General features: G+C 34.0%; 11 protein-coding genes. All 11 read right to left on the bottom strand.

From position 1 onward, the window contains the following. Window positions 1-8: 8 nt before the first annotated feature. Window positions 9-4,718, bottom strand: coding sequence for a PKD domain-containing protein (locus tag NH26_RS24755; protein WP_044228810.1), 4,710 nt, complete (start codon window positions 4,716-4,718; stop codon window positions 9-11). Between the two features lie 212 nt (window positions 4,719-4,930). Continuing rightward, on the bottom strand, window positions 4,931-6,403 hold the full coding sequence (locus NH26_RS24750; RefSeq protein ID WP_044228808.1) for a sulfatase-like hydrolase/transferase: 1,473 nt from the start codon (window positions 6,401-6,403) through the stop codon (window positions 4,931-4,933). A 115-nt stretch (window positions 6,404-6,518) separates the two neighbouring features. Then, window positions 6,519-7,649, bottom strand: a complete 1,131-nt coding sequence (locus NH26_RS24745) for an alpha-L-fucosidase (RefSeq protein ID WP_174549725.1) — start codon at window positions 7,647-7,649, stop codon at window positions 6,519-6,521. 12 nt (window positions 7,650-7,661) lie between these two features. Next, window positions 7,662-9,161, bottom strand: coding sequence for an alpha-L-fucosidase (locus NH26_RS24740; protein ID WP_052432295.1), 1,500 nt, complete (start codon window positions 9,159-9,161; stop codon window positions 7,662-7,664). 1 nt (window position 9,162) lies between these two features. Then, window positions 9,163-10,734: a sulfatase family protein gene (locus tag NH26_RS24735; protein ID WP_044228804.1), complete on the bottom strand. Its 1,572-nt coding sequence runs from the start codon at window positions 10,732-10,734 to the stop codon at window positions 9,163-9,165. 161 nt (window positions 10,735-10,895) lie between these two features. Beyond that, a complete protein-coding gene (locus NH26_RS24730) occupies window positions 10,896-12,692 on the bottom strand; it encodes a RagB/SusD family nutrient uptake outer membrane protein (protein ID WP_044228801.1) in 1,797 nt (598 codons plus the stop codon). Between the two features lie 32 nt (window positions 12,693-12,724). Further along, window positions 12,725-15,937 (bottom strand): SusC/RagA family TonB-linked outer membrane protein, encoded by a 3,213-nt coding sequence (locus NH26_RS24725; RefSeq protein ID WP_044228798.1) that lies wholly within the window; start codon window positions 15,935-15,937, stop codon window positions 12,725-12,727. A gap of 110 nt (window positions 15,938-16,047) precedes the next feature. After that, window positions 16,048-18,159, bottom strand: a complete 2,112-nt coding sequence (locus tag NH26_RS24720) for a right-handed parallel beta-helix repeat-containing protein (RefSeq protein WP_158022039.1) — start codon at window positions 18,157-18,159, stop codon at window positions 16,048-16,050. A gap of 260 nt (window positions 18,160-18,419) precedes the next feature. Continuing rightward, entirely contained in the window at window positions 18,420-18,974 is a 555-nt protein-coding gene (locus NH26_RS24715) for an acetate uptake transporter (RefSeq protein WP_044228791.1), read from the bottom strand. A gap of 142 nt (window positions 18,975-19,116) precedes the next feature. Then, complete coding sequence (locus NH26_RS24710) at window positions 19,117-19,392, bottom strand: DUF4174 domain-containing protein (protein WP_262494318.1); 276 nt, start codon at window positions 19,390-19,392, stop codon at window positions 19,117-19,119. Then, window positions 19,393-19,581: hypothetical protein (locus tag NH26_RS25570; protein ID WP_158022038.1), on the bottom strand; the 189-nt coding region annotated here is incomplete at its 5' end.

The raw sequence follows: 19,581 nt of genomic DNA, 5'->3' as shown, positions 1-19,581 counted from the left end.
CACACACTTTATTTCACAATCAATTTATGTAGAAATCTATTTTCAGCAGTGTTTATTTCCAACATATAAATGCCATGTTGAATTCCTTCTGTATTCACTAATTGTTTACTGCCGTTAAAGCTTCCTGATTTCACTTTGACACCTGTTATTGAATAAAGCGTATAAGTTGTCGCTTGTTTCTTCTTTATATCAATGATAAATGAACCACTTGAAGGATTCGGAAAAACTACCGACCTCACTTCATCAACTGTTGTATTCTTTCTTCCATTGCTATCTTGATCAAAAGATACATTTACACCTATAGTCTCTACTACCCACTTGTTTAAATTCTGATCTTGGCTTTGCCCAATACCAATACTAAAATGTTGAATGGAAGCACTTCCTGTTTCATTTTCAAGATCAATTTCAGTTACTCGATCCATTAAGAAACCTAAATCGGTCACTACATTATTTACTTTCAATGAAACAGCATCAGTACTCACATGAGCATTTACAACAGTAATTGATTTAAACGAGGTTCCTATTATATCATTTTGAGTAAGTTGTCCTCCATTTGCATTAAAATTGACAATTTGAATATTATCGATATTCTCTACCCATTCATTTGCATTTCCACTAAACATGATGTCATGCGTAGTTGTTCCTCCTATACCAATTCCCCATGATTTTGTTGTAGCATCTCCACTTGAATACCCACTCTGTATTGCAGTTGCATTTTTTGGTGTTACGTCAATGGAAACTTGATAAGTTGCCAATCCATCAAAAGCTGTTTCTACTTCAGAAACCATTGTCACCACATTATTTAATCCATAATTAGTATTTGCTAATGCTTTAATTTGAACATTTTCATTATTTGGACTTGGAATATCATCTAACATCTTGAACTTTACATCTATACCTTCAATTTGCCATTTGTTTAAAACAGGATCCGAACTACTCCCCGTTCCTATACTGAAACTTGAAATTGAATCCATCGATGTTGTAACTTCTAAATCTATATTTGTATTTCTATCAGGTAGACTACCTAAGTCTGTTTGATTGCCATTCACTTTCAAAGAAACGGCATCAGTATCTACATGACCATTCACTACATTTACCGACTTAAAGTATAAGTTACTAAAATTTGAAAGAGATAAATTTCCACCATTTGCATTGAAATTCACAATACGAATAGTTGAAATACTCTTTACCCATTCAACATTATCACTCTCTCTGAACATAATATCCTGAGTAGAATTTGTGCCATCACCTACGCCCCATGATTTTGTTGTGGCATCTCCACTAGTTATTCCACTCATTATTGTTTGATTGGCTTTAGGTTCCACATCAATCGCTACTTGATAAGTCGCAACACCATCAATTGCTGTTTGTACTTCCGAAATCATTGTAGCCACGTTATTTACTCCATATGTTGTATTCGGTGATGCCTTTATCGTTACTGAAATTTCATCAGGTAATTCATTGTTTAACACTCTTACTTTTACTGTATCAACCAATGAACTTTCTTGACCATTATTTACTGTTAATTGAAAATCAAAATCTGTTTCCTCAGTGACATTAGGAGCAATAAAACTTGGTGTCGAACTGTTAGAGTTGAATAATATAATACCAGCAGGAGCTATCCATTCATACGTTAACGGTAAGCCATTTGGATCAAAAGAAGTACTTCCGTCCAATACTATTGTTTCTCCTTCTTCGGTATAAATATCATCACCCGCATCAGCAACAGGTAACTGTAAAGTAATCAAACATTTTACTTCAAGGCTTTCTACAGACCATCTGTTTAATGAATCAACATAAGATGTTCCTGTTCCAAGTTTGAAATCTAATAAAGGTTGTTTTCCCGTTATGGCTTCAAGCTTTAAACTCTGTGTTTTATCATCAAAATAACCTAATTCATAGCTAAAACTATCAAATTTAATTTTCACTAAGTCGTTGGTCGAGTGGGCATTTATTATCTTTATTTTACTTATTGATAAATTTTGAAAATCAGCTAGTGTATGCATTCCACCATTTGCACTAAAATTGATTACTCTAACATTTTCGATACTTTCTACAAATTGTTGTTCTTCACCTACAAACATCATGTCTGTTGTTTCTCCAGAATTAGTAGAAATACCCCAAGAGTTAGCCGTTGCAACACCACTTGAGTAGCCACTTTTTATACCATTACCAGTTGTAGGAATTACATCCAAAGCAATTTGATAAGTAGCTAATCCATCAGGCCCCGTTTGAGTTTCAGAAACCATAGTTGCAATATTATTAATTCCATAATCATGATCTTGAAGTGCTTTAATCTCCACATTTACTTCCTGAATTAATGGATTGTTTTCTACTTCTACAATCACATTTTTAGGTGCTGAATCTACATGTCCATCATTAACAACAACTGAAAAAATATAAGAAGTAATTCCATCTACATTGGGTGCTATAAACCTAGGTTGAGCCAAAGAAGCGTCATTTAATTGAATCCCCTCAGGAGCTGACCATTTATAAGAGAGGGAATCTTCAATATCTACATCTGTAGACATAGAAGCATCTAATGTTACTAATGTTCCCTCTTGAACAAGTTGATCTTCCCCCACAACCGCAACAGGGTGATGGTTTAATGTAGAAAATGGAAGTTCACTAACAGTAAATTCAGGGGTATATGATGTAGAATAATTATCTTTCGCAAAAGATTCAGATGAAGCAACACTCGTTAAAACACCTAAGCTATTAGGCATCCAATCACTACCCGTAATCCATTCATCACCTTGACCTTGTAACGCATAAGCACCTCTAAAAGAATCCAAATCTGTGACATTTTCAGAGACAAGCTGAGCATTAGAACTTTCTCCGTTTTTAATAACAGGATCTGTTGGAATTACATTTAAGTTTGAAAGATTTCCATTGACAAAAATATCACGGCGTTCACCTATAAGATTTCCTTGTATATCTCCTCTGTCAACAACAGAAATAATATCGGTAGAAGCTCTTAAGTTATGTACTAACCCAGCATCTCTTTGCTCAGTATAAAAGCTTTTTTCTCTTGGGCCTACTCTATCATTGAAATGTTCTACTAGGTTATTTAATACATTCCAATCATTTATAGGAGGAAAATTTGTTTCATTACTCGCATCACTACTACCAGCATGATCGAGTACATTTCTCGTCAAATCACTGGGAACCTCATTATGTAAATCGGTATTATTATAAATATTAAACTGTCCATGTCCTTCTATACTCATTCCTCTTTTCGAGGCCCAAAATACATTGTGATGCAGACTTAACTCCTTTCCAACTAAATCTAGACGAAATGAAGTTCCATGCATATTATGCACCCAATTATGATGGACTTCCACATATTTTTGTGATTTCAAAGGCATATAAATCCCAGAAACATCACTATTATATTTTCCACCATTAAAGACATTATTGTAAGAAATTTCAGGGGTAGCTGATTCTATAAAATTATTATCAACTGTTACCCGTATAGCATCGGAACAATTATTAAAAAAGGTGTTTTTTGTAACTTTATAAGTTCCTAATGCATCAATCAATAAGGCTCTACTTTCAAAATTAGCATGTCTATTGTTTTCCATAAAAACACAATTCTCTACTAATATATCTCCTCCCTCAACACTTAAAGCTGTATTCTGCGCTCCTGCAAAAAGACATTTTTCAAAAGAAATACCCGTTCCTTTTACAAAGATTGGTTTATCTACTTTATCACTTTCTACGCGATCAATAAATAATAAAGCTCCTCCTATATAACTGAAATGAACATCACTAAAATGAATATTTGAATTTAACGCGTTTCCAAATTTGACAGAAGTACCTACAAAATCGACTCCTTCAATAGTAATATTTGAAAGTGGCTCTTCTTCATTGATAGAGTAATCCACCACTTGAGTAAAAATTTGAGCATCATTAGGGTGAACACCGTTGATAGGGTACAAGTATAAAGTGTTATTTTCAACAAACCATTCTCTTTCTGCATCTAATAAATCTAGATCTCCTGCTAAAAAGAATTTTGATTTATTGGGGTGCCAATCATGAGATTCATCCATTGAAAGAAGTGCTTCTGCTGAGCCTCTCCAACCATCTTCTCCTGTGTATTTTGAAGTATAGAAATTGTCGTCATTCCAATTTAAAATAGTGCCATCAAATGACTCTATTTTTCTGCTATAACAACTATTTCCTTTCCCATAACGAATAAAACAATACCCTTCTTCTAAATTCAGATTATTTATTTCATTAAACTGATTAGAGGTTAAAACACCTGGGCCAGTACCAGTAGTTGCCGTTGCCCATTTTTTATCTTCTTTCCAATTTTGAGACCATTTTACATTCGGCCAAGATGCCCAACTCATCGGTTGATTGTTAAAGAAAACTTGCTTTGGGTTCCCATCAATTGACGTTTTATAGATATTTGGTGCATGTTCTTCAAAGTTCCCATTCACTTTTTCAAGTCCACTAAATACAGCTTTCCTAGGATGCTGTGCCTTAATAACAATGTCTGATTTTAATTTAAAGGTTCGACTCATATATAAGCCATCCATTACAATGAGTGTATCTCCTGCGTTCATTGCATCTATAGCAAATTGGACCATCTTAAACGCATTTTCCTCTGAGCGTCCATCCTTGGTGTTGTCTCCTTCCGGAGATACATAATAGGTAGTTGCAAATGAAGAAAAGCTTAAAAAGTAAAATAGTAGTAACAATAATCTTTTCATTTCAAAAATTTAGTATAGTTATTAATTCATTTCATTGAAGAGTTGCTGGTTATTAATAATCATAGAGAGTCTAGCTGGTAAATCTCAATGTCTATTTCAGTTAGTTGTAATGTTTATTGAAGTGAGCTGATGTCAAAAGTGCATTAATTCTATCATTTCGAATTGCTCATTTTCATTTTGTCTTTGCTTATTTAGGTCAAGAGGTGTTTATCTTATATTTCATCCCTATTTATATTCTTCAACTCCAATGGGTCATTCAACTCCTCTTGCAATTTCAATAGGCTTTTAAATAATTCTTTTTTAATCTTCTTGTGGGCTTTTGATGAAGCTAGGTTTTCTAATTCATTTGGATCTTTTTCTAAATCAAAAAGTAACTCTTTCTGTATGGTAGGATAAACGATTAATTTGTAATTGTCTTTTCTAATCGCTCTTTGTGTATTCATTAAACCTGAATAAATACCATCGTAATAAGATGTTTTGCTTTCATCATTAAGAAAAGGAAGTAAACTGTTAAACTCCGTTTCAGTAGCATTTCCTGCTAATTCTAAACAGGTAGGCATGATATCTTGAATATAAATATCAGCCTCTATCTTCTGCTTTGATAAGCTAGGTCCTATAATAAATAAAGGTACTCGTAAAGAATGATCGTACATATTTTGTTTCCCTAGGAGACCATGATTTCCTACAGCTAAACCATGATCTGCGGTGTAAATAATGTATGTATTTTCTAGCTGATTTGTTGTTTTAAGATGCTCTAATATTCTACCAATTTGTTGATCCATATGAGAAAGAAGAGCATAGTATTCCTGTCTATGGACTTTGACGGCATGTTCCGTTCGAGGAAAAGGAGCCAAGGCTTCATCCCTCAACGAAGGACCAATTTTTAATTCGTTATGTTGTGGATATTCTGGTTGAAATGTCTCTGGTACTTTTATGTTTTCTAATGGATACATCTCAATAAACTCTTTTGGGGATTGACGTGGGTCGTGACCTGCGTTAAAAGCCACATACATGAAAAATGGTTTCTCCTCCTTTTTTGCATGGTCGATAAATTCAATGGCATCATTGGCTACAACTTCACTCCAATGTGTTCCCCCTTCCCAATATCCTCCATTACTTTTATCCCAAGGTAACCAAGATTGATCTTCTTCATTTTTAGGTCGTGCATAACCAAATGGCATTGCACTTTGGGTATCCTCCCCTTTTCTAACAGCTTCTTTTATACGAGAATAAACTTCTTTATTCCAATGATCAGAAGGCATACCTCGTCTTGGATGTTTTACATGGTCGAATAATTTTTCAACTTCTATTTTTAAATGCCATTTTCCTGTAAAATAAGTCGTGTATCCAGCATTACTCATCATTTTACTCCAATACGCTTCTGTGTTTTTATTTTTTATGAATTGATGTGCATTCCAAACTGTTTTTCCTGTATTCAACATTGTTCTACTTGCCATACAAACCGCTGCACTCCAAGATCCCATATTATAGGCGTGGGAAAAATGTACTCCTTGATCTGCCAACTTATCTAAATTCGGCATTTTAATTTCGTTGTTACCTCCTGCCTTTGTGGTCTGATAACACTGGTCATCCGCAAAAATAAATAAGATGTTAGGTTGTTTGTCTTGTGCGATTGCTTGTAACTGTAATATGCATAATAGTAAGTAGATGAGTTCTCTTTTCATAGCTATAGATTAGTTTATTTTTATCAATAACATTCAAAATGAAAATACCCCACACTGTTACGTATGGGGTTGTGCTAGTTATTGGTTTAAATAGGAATTAAACTCTTGTTACTGTCTATTGTGTCTTCAATCTTTTACCAACTTCTCTTAATGTGGTAATATCATCTGGAAAAACACTACCATCAGGAAGGGGCCCAATATTTAATAATAAGTTGGCATTCATACTGTCCGCATGGTTCAACATAGACATTACCTCATCTGGCGTTTTATGTCCAATATCATTATCTCTATCATATCCCCATGCATAAGGTTGCATTGTATTACAAATTTCTAATATCTCGTCCCCCTCTCTTTTGTATTTTCTCTCTGGTGCTTTAAAGTCTTCAGTACCAATCACTCCTTGTTTAAAAGAGACCAAAACCTGAGGTTGTAATGAATGAATATGATCATACAATTCTTGAATTTTCAACCTTTCTGCACCATTTGGATGTTTACGAATTACTCCTCTACCATCTAACCATATCCCTGCCACAGCACCATAATTTGTCAGTAATTCGGTGATCTGATTTTTCATAAACTCGATATAAATATCCAAATCATGCTCACTGCCATACTTATATTCAGGTTGCTTTTGGTCGTATTTAGGTCTTGCTGAACTTTTGAATTCTTCATTATGTGGAGCATGAGGATGTTTCCAATCTCTACCGTGTGAATAATAAAAGAAAAGGCCTAATCCTTTCTTTTCACATTGCTCTGCTAACTCCGCAATCAAATCTCTTTTTGCAGCACTATTTATACTTTTAAAATTTGAATATTCTGTATCGAATAGAGAGAAACTATCGTGATGTCTAGTCGTAATATTTATGTATTTCATTCCTGCTTCAAGTGCCAAATCAGTAATAAAATCAGCATCAAAGTTCTCCGCTGTAAATTGAGAAGCTAATTTTTCATATTCCGCTACAGGTATTTTAGCTCTAAGCTGTACCCATTCCGCTGGCTTTGAATGAACCTCTCCATAATATCCTTCTAACAAGCTGTATAAACCATAGTGAATAAAAAGGCCAAATTTTGCTTCTTGGAACCACTGTTTTGCTGCCTCTCGAGGATTTTCAGCATATGCTTCTTCATATCCCTTAAGATAAGATGGAACTTCTGCTTTTGATTCTTTTTTAAATACTGTAAACTTTGAAAATAGGATGATAGTCAAAATGCCTACAACCATCCATTTTATATTTTTAATTTTCATTTTCAATCAATTTTATAGTGAATTACTTAAATTAATTTTCAGTGCATACCCGTTACTATTTATCACTGTGTTATCAAGATTAACTACTAATCCTTCTTTCGTCTGTCTCCATGTTAATGGTTTATCATGCCCAAGCATTGTCACAGATTCTACTGTAGCTACCTCACCTACTACACTTTTCAATAGTATTTTCTCTTTTGGATATTCTAAAGCAATAGCATAGAGACTATTTCCTTTTTTTGTATACCAAAAATCCTCAGAAGTAAATTCGATTTTCATTTCCTTTTTTGCCCTTGCAACGGTACCATTCATTTCTAGATTCGTTGGTCCTTCATGCGTTACAGTCCATTTATCAGTATCATAGATTGCTTCACCATTTACCTTCAACCATTCACCAACTGCTAACAAATTTTCTACAGATTGTTGAGGAACTTCTCCAGATGCTTTTGGGCCGATGTTTAGCATATAATTCCCTCCTTTACTTACTATTTCAGTTACCCAGAAAAGCAATTCTTTTACTGATTTCCAATCATTATCATAAGATTTATATCCCCATGAATTATTGGTAGTTCCTACAGTTTGCCAAGGTTTTGTTATAGCCAAATGAACTTTAGGTATTTTATTATCACCAGGAATATCAAAATCACCTAACCCATTTCCTACTCTAGAATTAATGAGCAAATTAGGTTGTAAATCATAGGCAATTTTGTAGAACTTATGACTTTGTTCAGGTGTCACATAATGTCCCATATCATACCATAGCATTTTCATGTTAGGGAATTTTGTCAAAAGCTCTTTTACCTGAGGGTATGCTTTATTGTCTAGATATTCTGAAAACGTATTTGGACTAGGATCCCATGAATTGACACCCATTTTCCTTTGTGCTTTCTTATTCATTTCTAACCCTGTCGTCTTATACTCAGCATAACCACAGTCATTACCATCCATCCAATCTATATTGTGTGAATAATATAAACCAAAGCCAATGTCATGTTTTTGACACGCATCATATAACTGTTGTATAATATCTTTAGAGTAAGGGGTTGCATCAATTACATCAAACTTACTGACTTTAGAATCATACATTGCAAACCCATCATGATGTTTGGCACCCAGTACAATGTATTTCATACCCGCCTGTTTGGCCAACTTTACAATAGCTTCCGCATCAAAATCAACAGGGTTAAATTGGTCGGCAAGTTTTGCATATTCAGCTCTAGGAATTCTTGCACCATATTGTATCCATTCTGCTACTCTGGGGCCCGTTAATTCTTCCATTTTCTTACCTTTCCATATTCCTGCAGGAATAGAATAGAGTCCCCAGTGGATAAACATTCCATATTTTGCATCATTAAAATCTTCAATTGCTTTGGATTTTGATGCAGTCATTTCTTCATAAGAAAGTTCATGAAACTTAGTTTCCTCTTTGTTTTCCTTCTTTATTATTTGGCTACATCCTAAGACACCCAATACTAAAGAGGAAATAACTGTTTTATATATTATCTTTTTCATTTTAATATTGATGTGCTTTTTTAGTATCCATCATTTTTGACAATGTTACTTCTTTATTATCCCAAGAAATTGATCTATCAAAAAGGGTTTCGTATTCTTCATATCCATTATATTTTACACCTTCCGATTTCCAATGCTGCACTTGCTTGTCATACAACTTTCTCATTTTTTCTAATTGAGCTAGATGTTTAGGATCATGACTAAGGTTCTTTAGCTCATAAGGATCATTTTTAATATCAAATAGCTCTTCAGTAGGTACTAGTTGTTCATTTTCATCTTTATAAAACCAATAGATATATTTGAACTGCTCATCCAATACCGTTAGACAATGTGTTTGTTTTGGCCCCCATACTTGTATGATTGGAAGTGATTTTCTTACTGGTTTATCTGGAGTATTTATTGCCGGCAATAAACTTTTCCCATCATAGATTTCTGGAATCTCTACCCCTGCTAAATCAAGAATAGTGGCTGGAATATCAACGTTTGCTGTAATCATATTTGTATTCCTTTTTTCATTGCTTTTCTTATGTCTAGGGTCATAGATAATTAATGGAACTCTTGCTCCCTCCTCATAAGGGAGTACTTTAGATCCTAAACCATGTGATCCATTAAAATATCCATTATCTGATGAAAAGATAATGACCGTATTATCATCAATTCCTAATGCTTCCAATTGTTCTAATACCATTCCTATTGAATAATCCACTCCATAAATAAGTTGATGATACTTTCTTAATGCTTCTTGATAAGACGCGTCTTCTGAGTATCCCCATTCTTCAAATCGAGGGTATTGTCTTCCTAGTCTTGAGTGTTTTGTTAAGTGTTGTCCTGCCACTCTCCCATAATTAGGTAGTTTATGAAAAACTGTATTCTTATATACATCATCAAACATTGGATCTGGCTGAACCGGACGATGTGGGGCTTTATAGAACACACTCATGCAAAAAGGTTTATCTTCTTTTACTGATTCATTTATAAAATCAATTGTTGCTGCTCCGTAAGCTCTGGTACTATGGGGATATTTGTCAGCATACTTTGCTAAATATTTATTTTTTGCTGTTTTGTATTTTGTTTGATCTGTTCCTCCGACCCAAAAATCAAAATCTTTTTTTGCTACTTCTCCCTCTCTTTTCCATCCTTCGTTAGTATCTGATACTGAAAAACCAAACTTTCCACCAAACCCTACTTTATATCCTGCTTCTTTAAGTTTTAAAGGAAAAGATGTACTCCATTGCTTTGTACCTAACGAACCATGATCGAAGTTACATCCAGTCTTATATTCAAATTGTCCTGTCATGACATTCGCTCTACTTGCCATACAGATTGCTGTTGTATTATAATGTCTTTGAAATAATAGGCCATGCTCAGCTAACCTATCTAAATTAGGTGTTTTGACATCAGGATTACCGAAATCTTTTTGCGTATCATACGATTGATCATCAGAAAAAAAGAAGATGATATTTGGCTTTTTTTCTATATCATTCTTTACTGTATTCAAATTACTTTTAGGTTGACACGAAAAAGTAAGCACACAGAAGATACAGCATACTATTATTAATGTATGTTTTTTCATCTTAAAGAAATTATTGAGAATGAATAATCTAGAGCTTATGTCTTAGATTGATATTAGGTTAATAAATTTAGCTAAGGCCTCGATTATCTGATAAAATTTGTATCATCACCCAGGGCATGAACCCTGGGTTTATGATACGAGTCGACCTCAAAATATGACTATTAATAACCAGGGTTTTGATCTCCTTGTGAAATTCCTGGGTTGATTTGTATTTCAACATTTGGTATTGGTAAATACAAGTTGTGCTCTTGGATTCTAGTCGAAGGCGACCATACTTGATTTCCTTTTTTAGGCAATTGATTCTTTGCAAAATCACTCTTATCCACTGGATCTAATAAAGCTCCTTTATTTAATTTTCCTCCGCCAGCAATTGTCGTTCCTCTAGCAAATTCCACTAGATTACCCGTACGCTTCAAATCAAACCAACGATGACGTTCAAAACATAATTCCCATGCTCTTTCCATCAATACTGCAGAACGGAATCTTTCCTTTAAACTTCCAGTATAATATACGTGTCGCCCATCATAAAATTGATTTGCTTTATCAAAACTTTCGTATGACATATTGTATAATAAATCTGATGATGAATAAGGAGAATCTGTCATTAAATAAGTATCATCCATCTCAACTACTTGTGCTCTTTTTCTTACTTGATTGATGGCATCATAGGCACTCATTCCATAAGTTGAACTATTTGGATCACCTAATGCTTCATTACTTGCTTCAGCAAAGATCAAGTAGATATCTGCTAATCTTAATACTGGAGCATTTACTGATGTTTCCCATGAATTCGTCGGGAAATTTTCCCACTTAAATTTATAACATGTCCATCCTGAGAAAGGCTTTACTTGTCTCACATTTCCAGCCTTAAGAGCGTAAGGTCCTATACTCCATTGAAAACGAATATCTTTATCTTCAAAACTCAAAGCAAAATCGGTCCCGACTACTGTACCACCTCCTTTGGTGTAAAATGTTCCGTATTCTGATTCATTATACTCACCTTTTGAAGTAATTGTTCTTGATCCCCAACCACTTCCTGTATTATCTTGAGAATAATGAAATTGTATTTCGAATATAGATTCTTGACTGTTTTCACCAGATTCTAAAAACTGTTGTCCATACTCTGTAAATGCTCCTGGATTTCCTTCTGTAGTTGGGTTTAATATTTTTCCACTACCACTAATTACCTCATACGCTTTTTGAGCAGACTTTTCAAACCACATAGGATCTTGATAATTAGCATTTGGATAGCCACCCATAGTTAAATACGCTTTTGCCAATAATCCTTTTGCTGCCCATTTCGTTGCTCTACCTTCAACACCAGTATGATCTTCAATAAGGTATTGTTCTGCAAACTCTAAGTCCTCAATGATCACATTCCACACCTCTGCTTCTGTAGCTCTTGACTCTCCTAATTCAGTCTCAATATTTACAGTAGGTTTTAATCTTAATGGAACGCCACCATAAAATTGAACTAAGTCCATATATGAAAATGCTCTTAAAAACCTAGCCTCCGCTATATATCTATTTCTTAATTCATCATCTCCCTTTGCTTTTTGCGCTAAATCAATAACATTATTTGCTCTATTTATCAATTGATAAATATTAGTCCAATGCACTTCTACCTGTTCATCTGTTTGAGAGAGTGAATAGGTAGTAAACTTAGAAGCTGTTTTAGTAGCTTGAGCTTCAGTCATAGATAAAATATCAGTACCCATGATTCCCCATCCATATGAAGGATATAAAACAGACCAATTGGCAAGGTTGCTCACTACAGGGCCTTTAAGTGTTAATGCTTGATACATTCCAATGGCCACTTGTTCCAAATCCTCAACATGTTCAAAGTTAGAATTTGATAATGTAGAAATCGGTTTTTCGTCTAATAGACTAACACATGAAGTAATAGATAGACAAACTGCAACAGTTAACGTTTTAATTTGATTTATATATTTATACATCTTGGTATCTTTTTAAATTCTAGAATAATAGTTTAGAAATTAGCATTTAAGCCTATCATATAAGTTCTTGATAAAGGATAAGAACCTAAGTCAAACCCTGGACGTAATCCTCCCATATTATTTGAATTAATATTAGGATCATAACCAGAATAATTCGTGAATGTGTGCACATTCGCTACGTTAGTATAGATTCTTAAATTAGACATTCTCAACTTTTTCAAGAATTCTTTATTGAAAGTGTACCCAAGAGAAATGTTTCTAATTCTGATGTATGATCCATCTTCCATATAACCATCATGAGTTTCGCCATAAGGGTCTCCTGCAGACAATCCTGGATATCTACCATTAGGATTACCTGGATCTAGAACTACATCTGTTTCCATTCCATTTTCATCCAATTCGTACTGAATTGGCAACCAGTAATCTACATTAAGTGAAATATTCTTTTCGATAGCAAAACGATTATTGGCATTGTATACCTCTCTACCATAACTCCAGTCTAAGAATACCGACAAATCAAATCCTTTATATTGGAAAGAGTTGTTTAAACCACCAGAATGTAATGGTTGCGAGCGTCCAATAATTGTTCTATCATCTGCTGTAATCTGACCATCTCCATTCGTATCTTTATACTTCCATTGTCCTGGCTGTACATTAGCAGAAGCTGCTGGGTAAATTAAATTTCCATCTTCATCTTCACCTAAAGATTTTAATTCATACTCCGTACCATTCCATGTAAAATCAGATTGTTGCCATAATCCATCTGTTTCGTAACCGTACCACAGACCTATCATATCTCCTTCGCTTAAAATGGCAGTAGAGTAACTTCTTGTATTAGGAACATCAATCCAAGCTGCAGAATTTAAGTCACCCAAATCAAGAATTTTATTTCTGTTGAAGGCAATATTAAAACCTATATCCCACTTGAATTTTTTATGGATTGGAGTCACATTCACCATCACTTCCAAACCTTTATTTTCTACTTGACCTGAATTGTATAAGTAACTGCTAAAGCCCATTGATGAAGGAATATCAGCATTTAGTAAAAGGTCATTTGTTAGTTTCTGATAGGCATCTACGCTTATCGAAATTGGCAGTTTTTTAAGTGCGATGTCAATACCAACATTCGATTGAACCGAAGTTTCCCATCTTAGATTAGCATTCGATGTACGTGTCGGATAAATACCTGTTACAGGTGTTGTGCCATAATTATATTTCGTGGTTGCATAATCAGCAATTGATTGGTAAGGTTTGATATTTGGATTTCCTGTTTCACCCCAACCTGCTCTTAGCTTTAGTTCATTAAAGATTCCGCTGTTTCTTAAGAATTTTTCATTATGAATTTTCCAACCTACTGCTAAAGAAGGAAAATATCCCCACTTTTTATTTTCAGCAAATTTAGATGATCCATCAGCTCTAAAAGTGGCCGTTAATAAGTATTTATCTCTAAAGCTATAATTAAATCTACTCAAGTAAGACATCAGAGCATAATCTTCAGCATATGATATTGGTGCCGAAAATATCTCTCCAGCTTGCATATTATTATAACCTAATTGTTGTACTGACTCAGAAAAATTAGAAGCTTCCATATAAGTACTTGCTCTATTATCCGTCTGAATAGTGTAACCTGCTAAAACACTAAAAGAGTGATCGTTAGCAACATCAATAGAATATGAAATAGTGTTCTCATTCAACCAAGAATATCTTTTATGATCATTTATTCTTCCTAATCCATTTGCTAATTGTCCCCATGAAGTATTTGTTGGAGCAAAATATTTTAGATCATTCGTTACATAATTTAATCCTCCTAAGATGGTGATCTTAAGCCCTTTTGCAGGTGTTAAATTAATGGATGCATTTGATGTAGACTGAATCCCTGTTCTTAACATATCAAGGTATTCTAAATTATGAAGTGGATTACCAATAATACCATCTTCTACTGTTTCATCTTCCTCATCATCATTAGCCGAACTAGAATCAATATCTTTCATTGGACTCGCTCTAAATGCTTGTTGTAAAACTCCTGCACCTTGTGCTGTTCCTTGTGAATTGGTCGTTACTGCTCCATTATTTCTTGTATAAGCAAAGCGAGTATTAAATGATAACATTGCCCAGTCAGTTGGCGATGATGTTACTTTAAAATTAGCAGTATATCTTTCAAAGTCAGTATTTTTAAGGATACCCTCATTTTTATAATAACCAACAGAAGCAAGGTAATTTGCAGTTTGATTACCGCCTGATAAAGACAAGTTATAATTTTGAGTTTTTCCCATTCGTGTGATAGCATCTACCCAGTCTGTATCTGTTGTATCTGCCGCCAAAGTCTCATAATCCCACCATTTATAATTTGGATCATCCATACTAACTGAATCCATTCTTGCAGCATATGGAAAAAAGCGATGATGACGTAGTTTTGCATATTGTGCTGAATTATTGATATCGTATTTACGAATCATTTCTTGAACACCATGTTGCATACTAAATGAAAGGTTTGCTCTTTCTCCAGTACCACTCTTTGTGGTGATTATAATGACGCCATTACCACCTCTTGCTCCATAAATAGCTGTAGCCGATGCGTCCTTCAATATATCAATCGATTCAATATCGTTTGGATCAATGGAAGATAATGGGCTTTGGGCTGTTGACTCTCCTTGAGCACCAGCGTCTAATTCCCCTTCAATAGGGAAACCATCAATCACATATAAAGGTGCCGAACTGGCGTTAATTGAATTGGTACCTCTAATTTTAATATCTAACCCTGCACCTGGTGCATTATCCGTAGCTGAAACAACAACACCTGCAACTTTACCAAGTAAAGCATTTTCTACTGTTCCTAAACCAGAAGAAGTAATTTCTTTAGCTGCTACAGAACTTATAGCTCCGGTGATGTCTTTTCGTTTTTGAGTACCATAACCAATCACAACAACCTCTTCAAGTTGTTCTAAAGACGGCTTCATGGTTACACTTAAAGTAGTTTGTGTTCCAACTGTTATTTCTTGTGTTTCGTTTCCAATTGAAGAAAAAACCAAAACATCTGTGTTCATTACGTCTAATTTAAATGATCCATTTACATCAGAGATAATTCCTTTGCTTGTTCCTTTAATAGTGATGGTTACCCCAGGTAAAGGAGATTCATTCTCATCAAGGATAGTTCCTGAAATAATTGTTGCTTTATCTTGCCCATATGAAGGCAAGACTGTTCCTATTAAAAGAACTGTAAATAGTAATTGTAGAATGATTTTCATAATAGTTGTTTTGTTAATAGTGCTTGATAGATTTATTTATCATATCCATATTGCACTTGGATCAGATCAAAAAAACTAAAAAGCAATAGCCATTTTTTAATAATTCATTTCTATTTTATTTGACTTAATAAGTCATTCATTTCTGATTTTTGATAAACTGAAATTTTGTTATATTTTTTAGCAAAATTTTCAGCTTTACTCATAGTGTTTAATACTTCCAAATCATAGGGCATCCAATCACTTCCTGGGTACCAGTATTCACTCCCAACATCATAAGCACCTCTAAAAGAGTCTAAACTGCAAACACCATCTTTGGATAACTCATCTGATTGTTTTTCCCCATCTTGAATCACACTGTTTATTGGAATAAGATTAAGATTAGATAATTCTCCATTTGTGAAATAATCACGATGTTCCCCAATAATATTTCCCTTTATTTGGCCTCTGTTTTGAACTTGAAAAGTGAACTTTTTGGCTCTTTCAGGGTGGACTAGCCCTTTTTTCTGTTGTTCTTTATAAGTTGCTTTTTCTCTTGGTCCAACTCTATCATTAAATTTTTCAACTAGATTATTCAATACATTCCAATCTTCAATTGGAGGGAAATTTTTCTCGTTAGATCCATCAGTAACCCCTTTTCCGTGGTTCAAAATATTTCTGTTCAAATCACTTGGTACTCGATTGTAAACATCAGTATTATTATAAATATTAAAGTTTTTATAACCTTCAATACTCATCCCTCTTTTAGATGCCCACAGTACATTATGATGAACATTTAGTTCTTTTCCTGCTAAATCCAATCGAATAGCAGTACCATGTATATTATGTATCCAATTATGATGAACTGTAGCATATCCTTGTGATCTAGTCGGCATATATATACCAGAACAATCTGAGTTATATTTTCCACCATTGAAAATATGATTATAAGCTATTTCAGATCCTTGAGTAATTGTTTTCTTTAAGCTTGGTCTGATACGTATTGCATCAGAACAATTATTAAAAAATGTATTGTGAGTCACACGATATACACCATCATTTTCGATTAATAAAGCTCTACTTTCAAAATTAGCATTATGGTTATTTTCCATAAAAACACAATTCTCTACTGTCAAGTTGGATCCTTGTAGTCTTAATGCTGAATTCTGAGCACCCGCAAATAAGCAATGTTTAAATTGAATGTTTTTTCCTGATACAAAAACTGGCTTATCAATTAATGCTCCTTTTACTCGATCTTTATATAATAACTCTCCACCAATGTACTTAAAGTAGACATTATTAAAGTTGATATTGGAATTTCTAACATTGTTTAGTTGTATGGAACAAGCAAAAAATTCTATTCCTTCTATTTTAACCCCAGTAATTTCCTCCGTTGATTGGATAATATAGTCATGTTTTTTTATTAATAACAAAGACTCCTCTGGTTTTTTATTATCCATTGGATAAAAATACAAGTACCCATTTTCTACAAACCATTCTCCAGGTGCATCTAATAAATCTAGGGATCCAGCTATAAAAAATTTCGACTTTGATGGGTGTATATCAGAAGTTGATTTTAATTTTTTTAAAGCATCTCCATATCCTCTTCTACCATCTTCACCTGTATATTTTGATGTATAAAAATCAGTATCATCCCATAGTAATGTTTTCCCATCAAATGATTTAATTTCCCTGCTATAACAGCTATTTCCTTTACCATAACGCAAAAAACAATAAGCACCTTTCAAGTTTAAATCTGCGATTTCTTTAAATGATTCAGATGTTAACACACCTGGCCCCGTTCCCGTGGTTGCCACAGCCCATTTTTTGTTTTCATCCCAATTATTATCCCAATTAATATTAGGATAACAAGCCCATGTCATAGGGGTATTATTAAAAAACAGCTGCTTTATGTCTCCTGAAACTTTAATTTTATATATCGTATCCGTATGTTTTTCGAACTTGCCTTTTAAAACTTCAGCACCACTAAAGATTACTTTATGTGGATTTTTAGCTTTAATAGTAATATTCGATTTCAACACGAACTGTTCAGTATACAAACCATCTAATACGATAACTTCATCATCACTTTGCATTTGGTCTATTGCAAACTGTAAAGTTTTAAATGGCCTACTTTCCGATAGGCCGTCATTTGTATTACTCCCATGGGGAGAAATATAAAAAGTGGTGGCTCGTACATGTGTACATATACAAAAGACCACTAAAAAAATTGTTAGTATTTTCATTTCATTCGCTATTAAATTTAATCTATACAATCGATGTTGGATCATTATTTTTTTCATCTCAACATTCCAAAAGTAGCCGTGATAAATCAAATTTAGTTGCTCGTACAGTTTTTTTATATGCTAACATTTCAATAGTAGAATAGAGCAAAAACAACGCGCTAATAAACAGATAGTTAACTCTATTTTTGCTCATTTCGAGCATAAAAAAAAACACTCCAAGATTACTCCTGAAGTGGTTAAATATCTTAAATAAAGTCAGACTACTTGATAATCTTGTTACCTAAAGGTAGTACTACTTTACCTGCCAATTCGTTGATGATTGCTGCGGCCATCATGTACCAAGCTGCCAAAGCACAGATGATCAAGTCGATCGCTGCGATGGTTTTGAATGCTTCTGATACAAAGTGCTCTAACACTAAGAACAAGAAACCTAACAACAAAGTACCAAAAGTGAAAGCCATTGCTGTATGGATTCTCAAAGATCCTACAAACATAATTGCTGTGTAAAGCATCCATGCTAATAAGAAGAATCCTACATCGGTATGCGATGAAGTGTAAACACCGTAGTGATTACATAACCAAATAATGCATAAGCCCATCCAGAATGCACCGTAAGATACAAATGCTGAGAAGCCAAAGCTGTTCCCCATTTTTTGCTCTTGGAAACCTGCGATAAACTGTGCTAAACCACCGAAGATTACACCCATAGCCATAACAGGACCTAAACCGATCCATCCTAAGTTATGAAATTGTAATAATAAAGTAGTCAAACCGAAGCCTGCTAAACCCACTACTGCTGGATTACCATTTTTCATTTTTAAGTAATTTATCAGTTTTTAATTGATTCTTTTTTGCTAATTGAAAGAGAACCGTCAATTTTTCCGGATGCAAAAATATTAAATAAAAAATGCCCTATGAGTTAATGAATGATAAGTGGTATTTATATAAGTTAATGTCTTAATTCTCTTGTAATTCTGCCCTTCTCATGGGCATACTATCTATTTTATCATATAATGCTTTTTTAGAGAGGATAGTCGATTGTCTCAACTTCACACCACCGTCAAGCCCTATCAATACCACTTCGAAATCCTTTCTTTTATCAAATAGTAAGGGATGTTCCCAATGTATAGATGGTACTTTATCTGCACTTAAAGAGTATAATGAATTATTGACATAGAAAATAATCATTTTTCTATCATCTAATTCCTTTTGTTCCCCTTTGAATTCATCAATTTATTCGGTATAGTGCTTTAATCCAACTTCATTTGTTTTGATAACAAGTAAACGATTTTTCCATTGATACTTGTCTAAATTTTGTGCTTCTACTTTACCTAGTAAGTCAAAAGCAGAGTGCTCAAAAGTAGAAGCACTTACCTCCACATTGGTCGAACTGTCGTTGGTGGTAAAGGCAATGTTAGAAAA

Origin of the sequence: Flammeovirga pacifica, from assembly GCF_000807855.2 — a bacterium.
Classification (GTDB): domain Bacteria; phylum Bacteroidota; class Bacteroidia; order Cytophagales; family Flammeovirgaceae; genus Flammeovirga; species Flammeovirga pacifica.
This window is presented reverse-complemented; position numbering and strand designations above follow the sequence as displayed.

Excerpts from the sequence above, each read along its gene's own strand:
- NH26_RS24725 (WP_044228798.1), bottom strand. The coding sequence starts at position 15,937 with ATGAAAATCATTCTACAATTACTATTTACAGTTCTTTTAATAGGAACA.
- NH26_RS24720 (WP_158022039.1), bottom strand. The coding sequence starts at position 18,159 with ATGAAAATACTAACAATTTTTTTAGTGGTCTTTTGTATATGTACACAT.
- NH26_RS24735 (WP_044228804.1), bottom strand. The coding sequence starts at position 10,734 with ATGAAAAAACATACATTAATAATAGTATGCTGTATCTTCTGTGTGCTT.
- NH26_RS24715 (WP_044228791.1), bottom strand. The coding sequence starts at position 18,974 with ATGAAAAATGGTAATCCAGCAGTAGTGGGTTTAGCAGGCTTCGGTTTG.
- NH26_RS24740 (WP_052432295.1), bottom strand. The coding sequence starts at position 9,161 with ATGAAAAAGATAATATATAAAACAGTTATTTCCTCTTTAGTATTGGGT.
- NH26_RS24745 (WP_174549725.1), bottom strand. The coding sequence starts at position 7,649 with ATGAAAATTAAAAATATAAAATGGATGGTTGTAGGCATTTTGACTATC.
- NH26_RS24750 (WP_044228808.1), bottom strand. The coding sequence starts at position 6,403 with ATGAAAAGAGAACTCATCTACTTACTATTATGCATATTACAGTTACAA.
- NH26_RS24755 (WP_044228810.1), bottom strand. The coding sequence starts at position 4,718 with ATGAAAAGATTATTGTTACTACTATTTTACTTTTTAAGCTTTTCTTCA.
- NH26_RS24730 (WP_044228801.1), bottom strand. The coding sequence starts at position 12,692 with ATGTATAAATATATAAATCAAATTAAAACGTTAACTGTTGCAGTTTGT.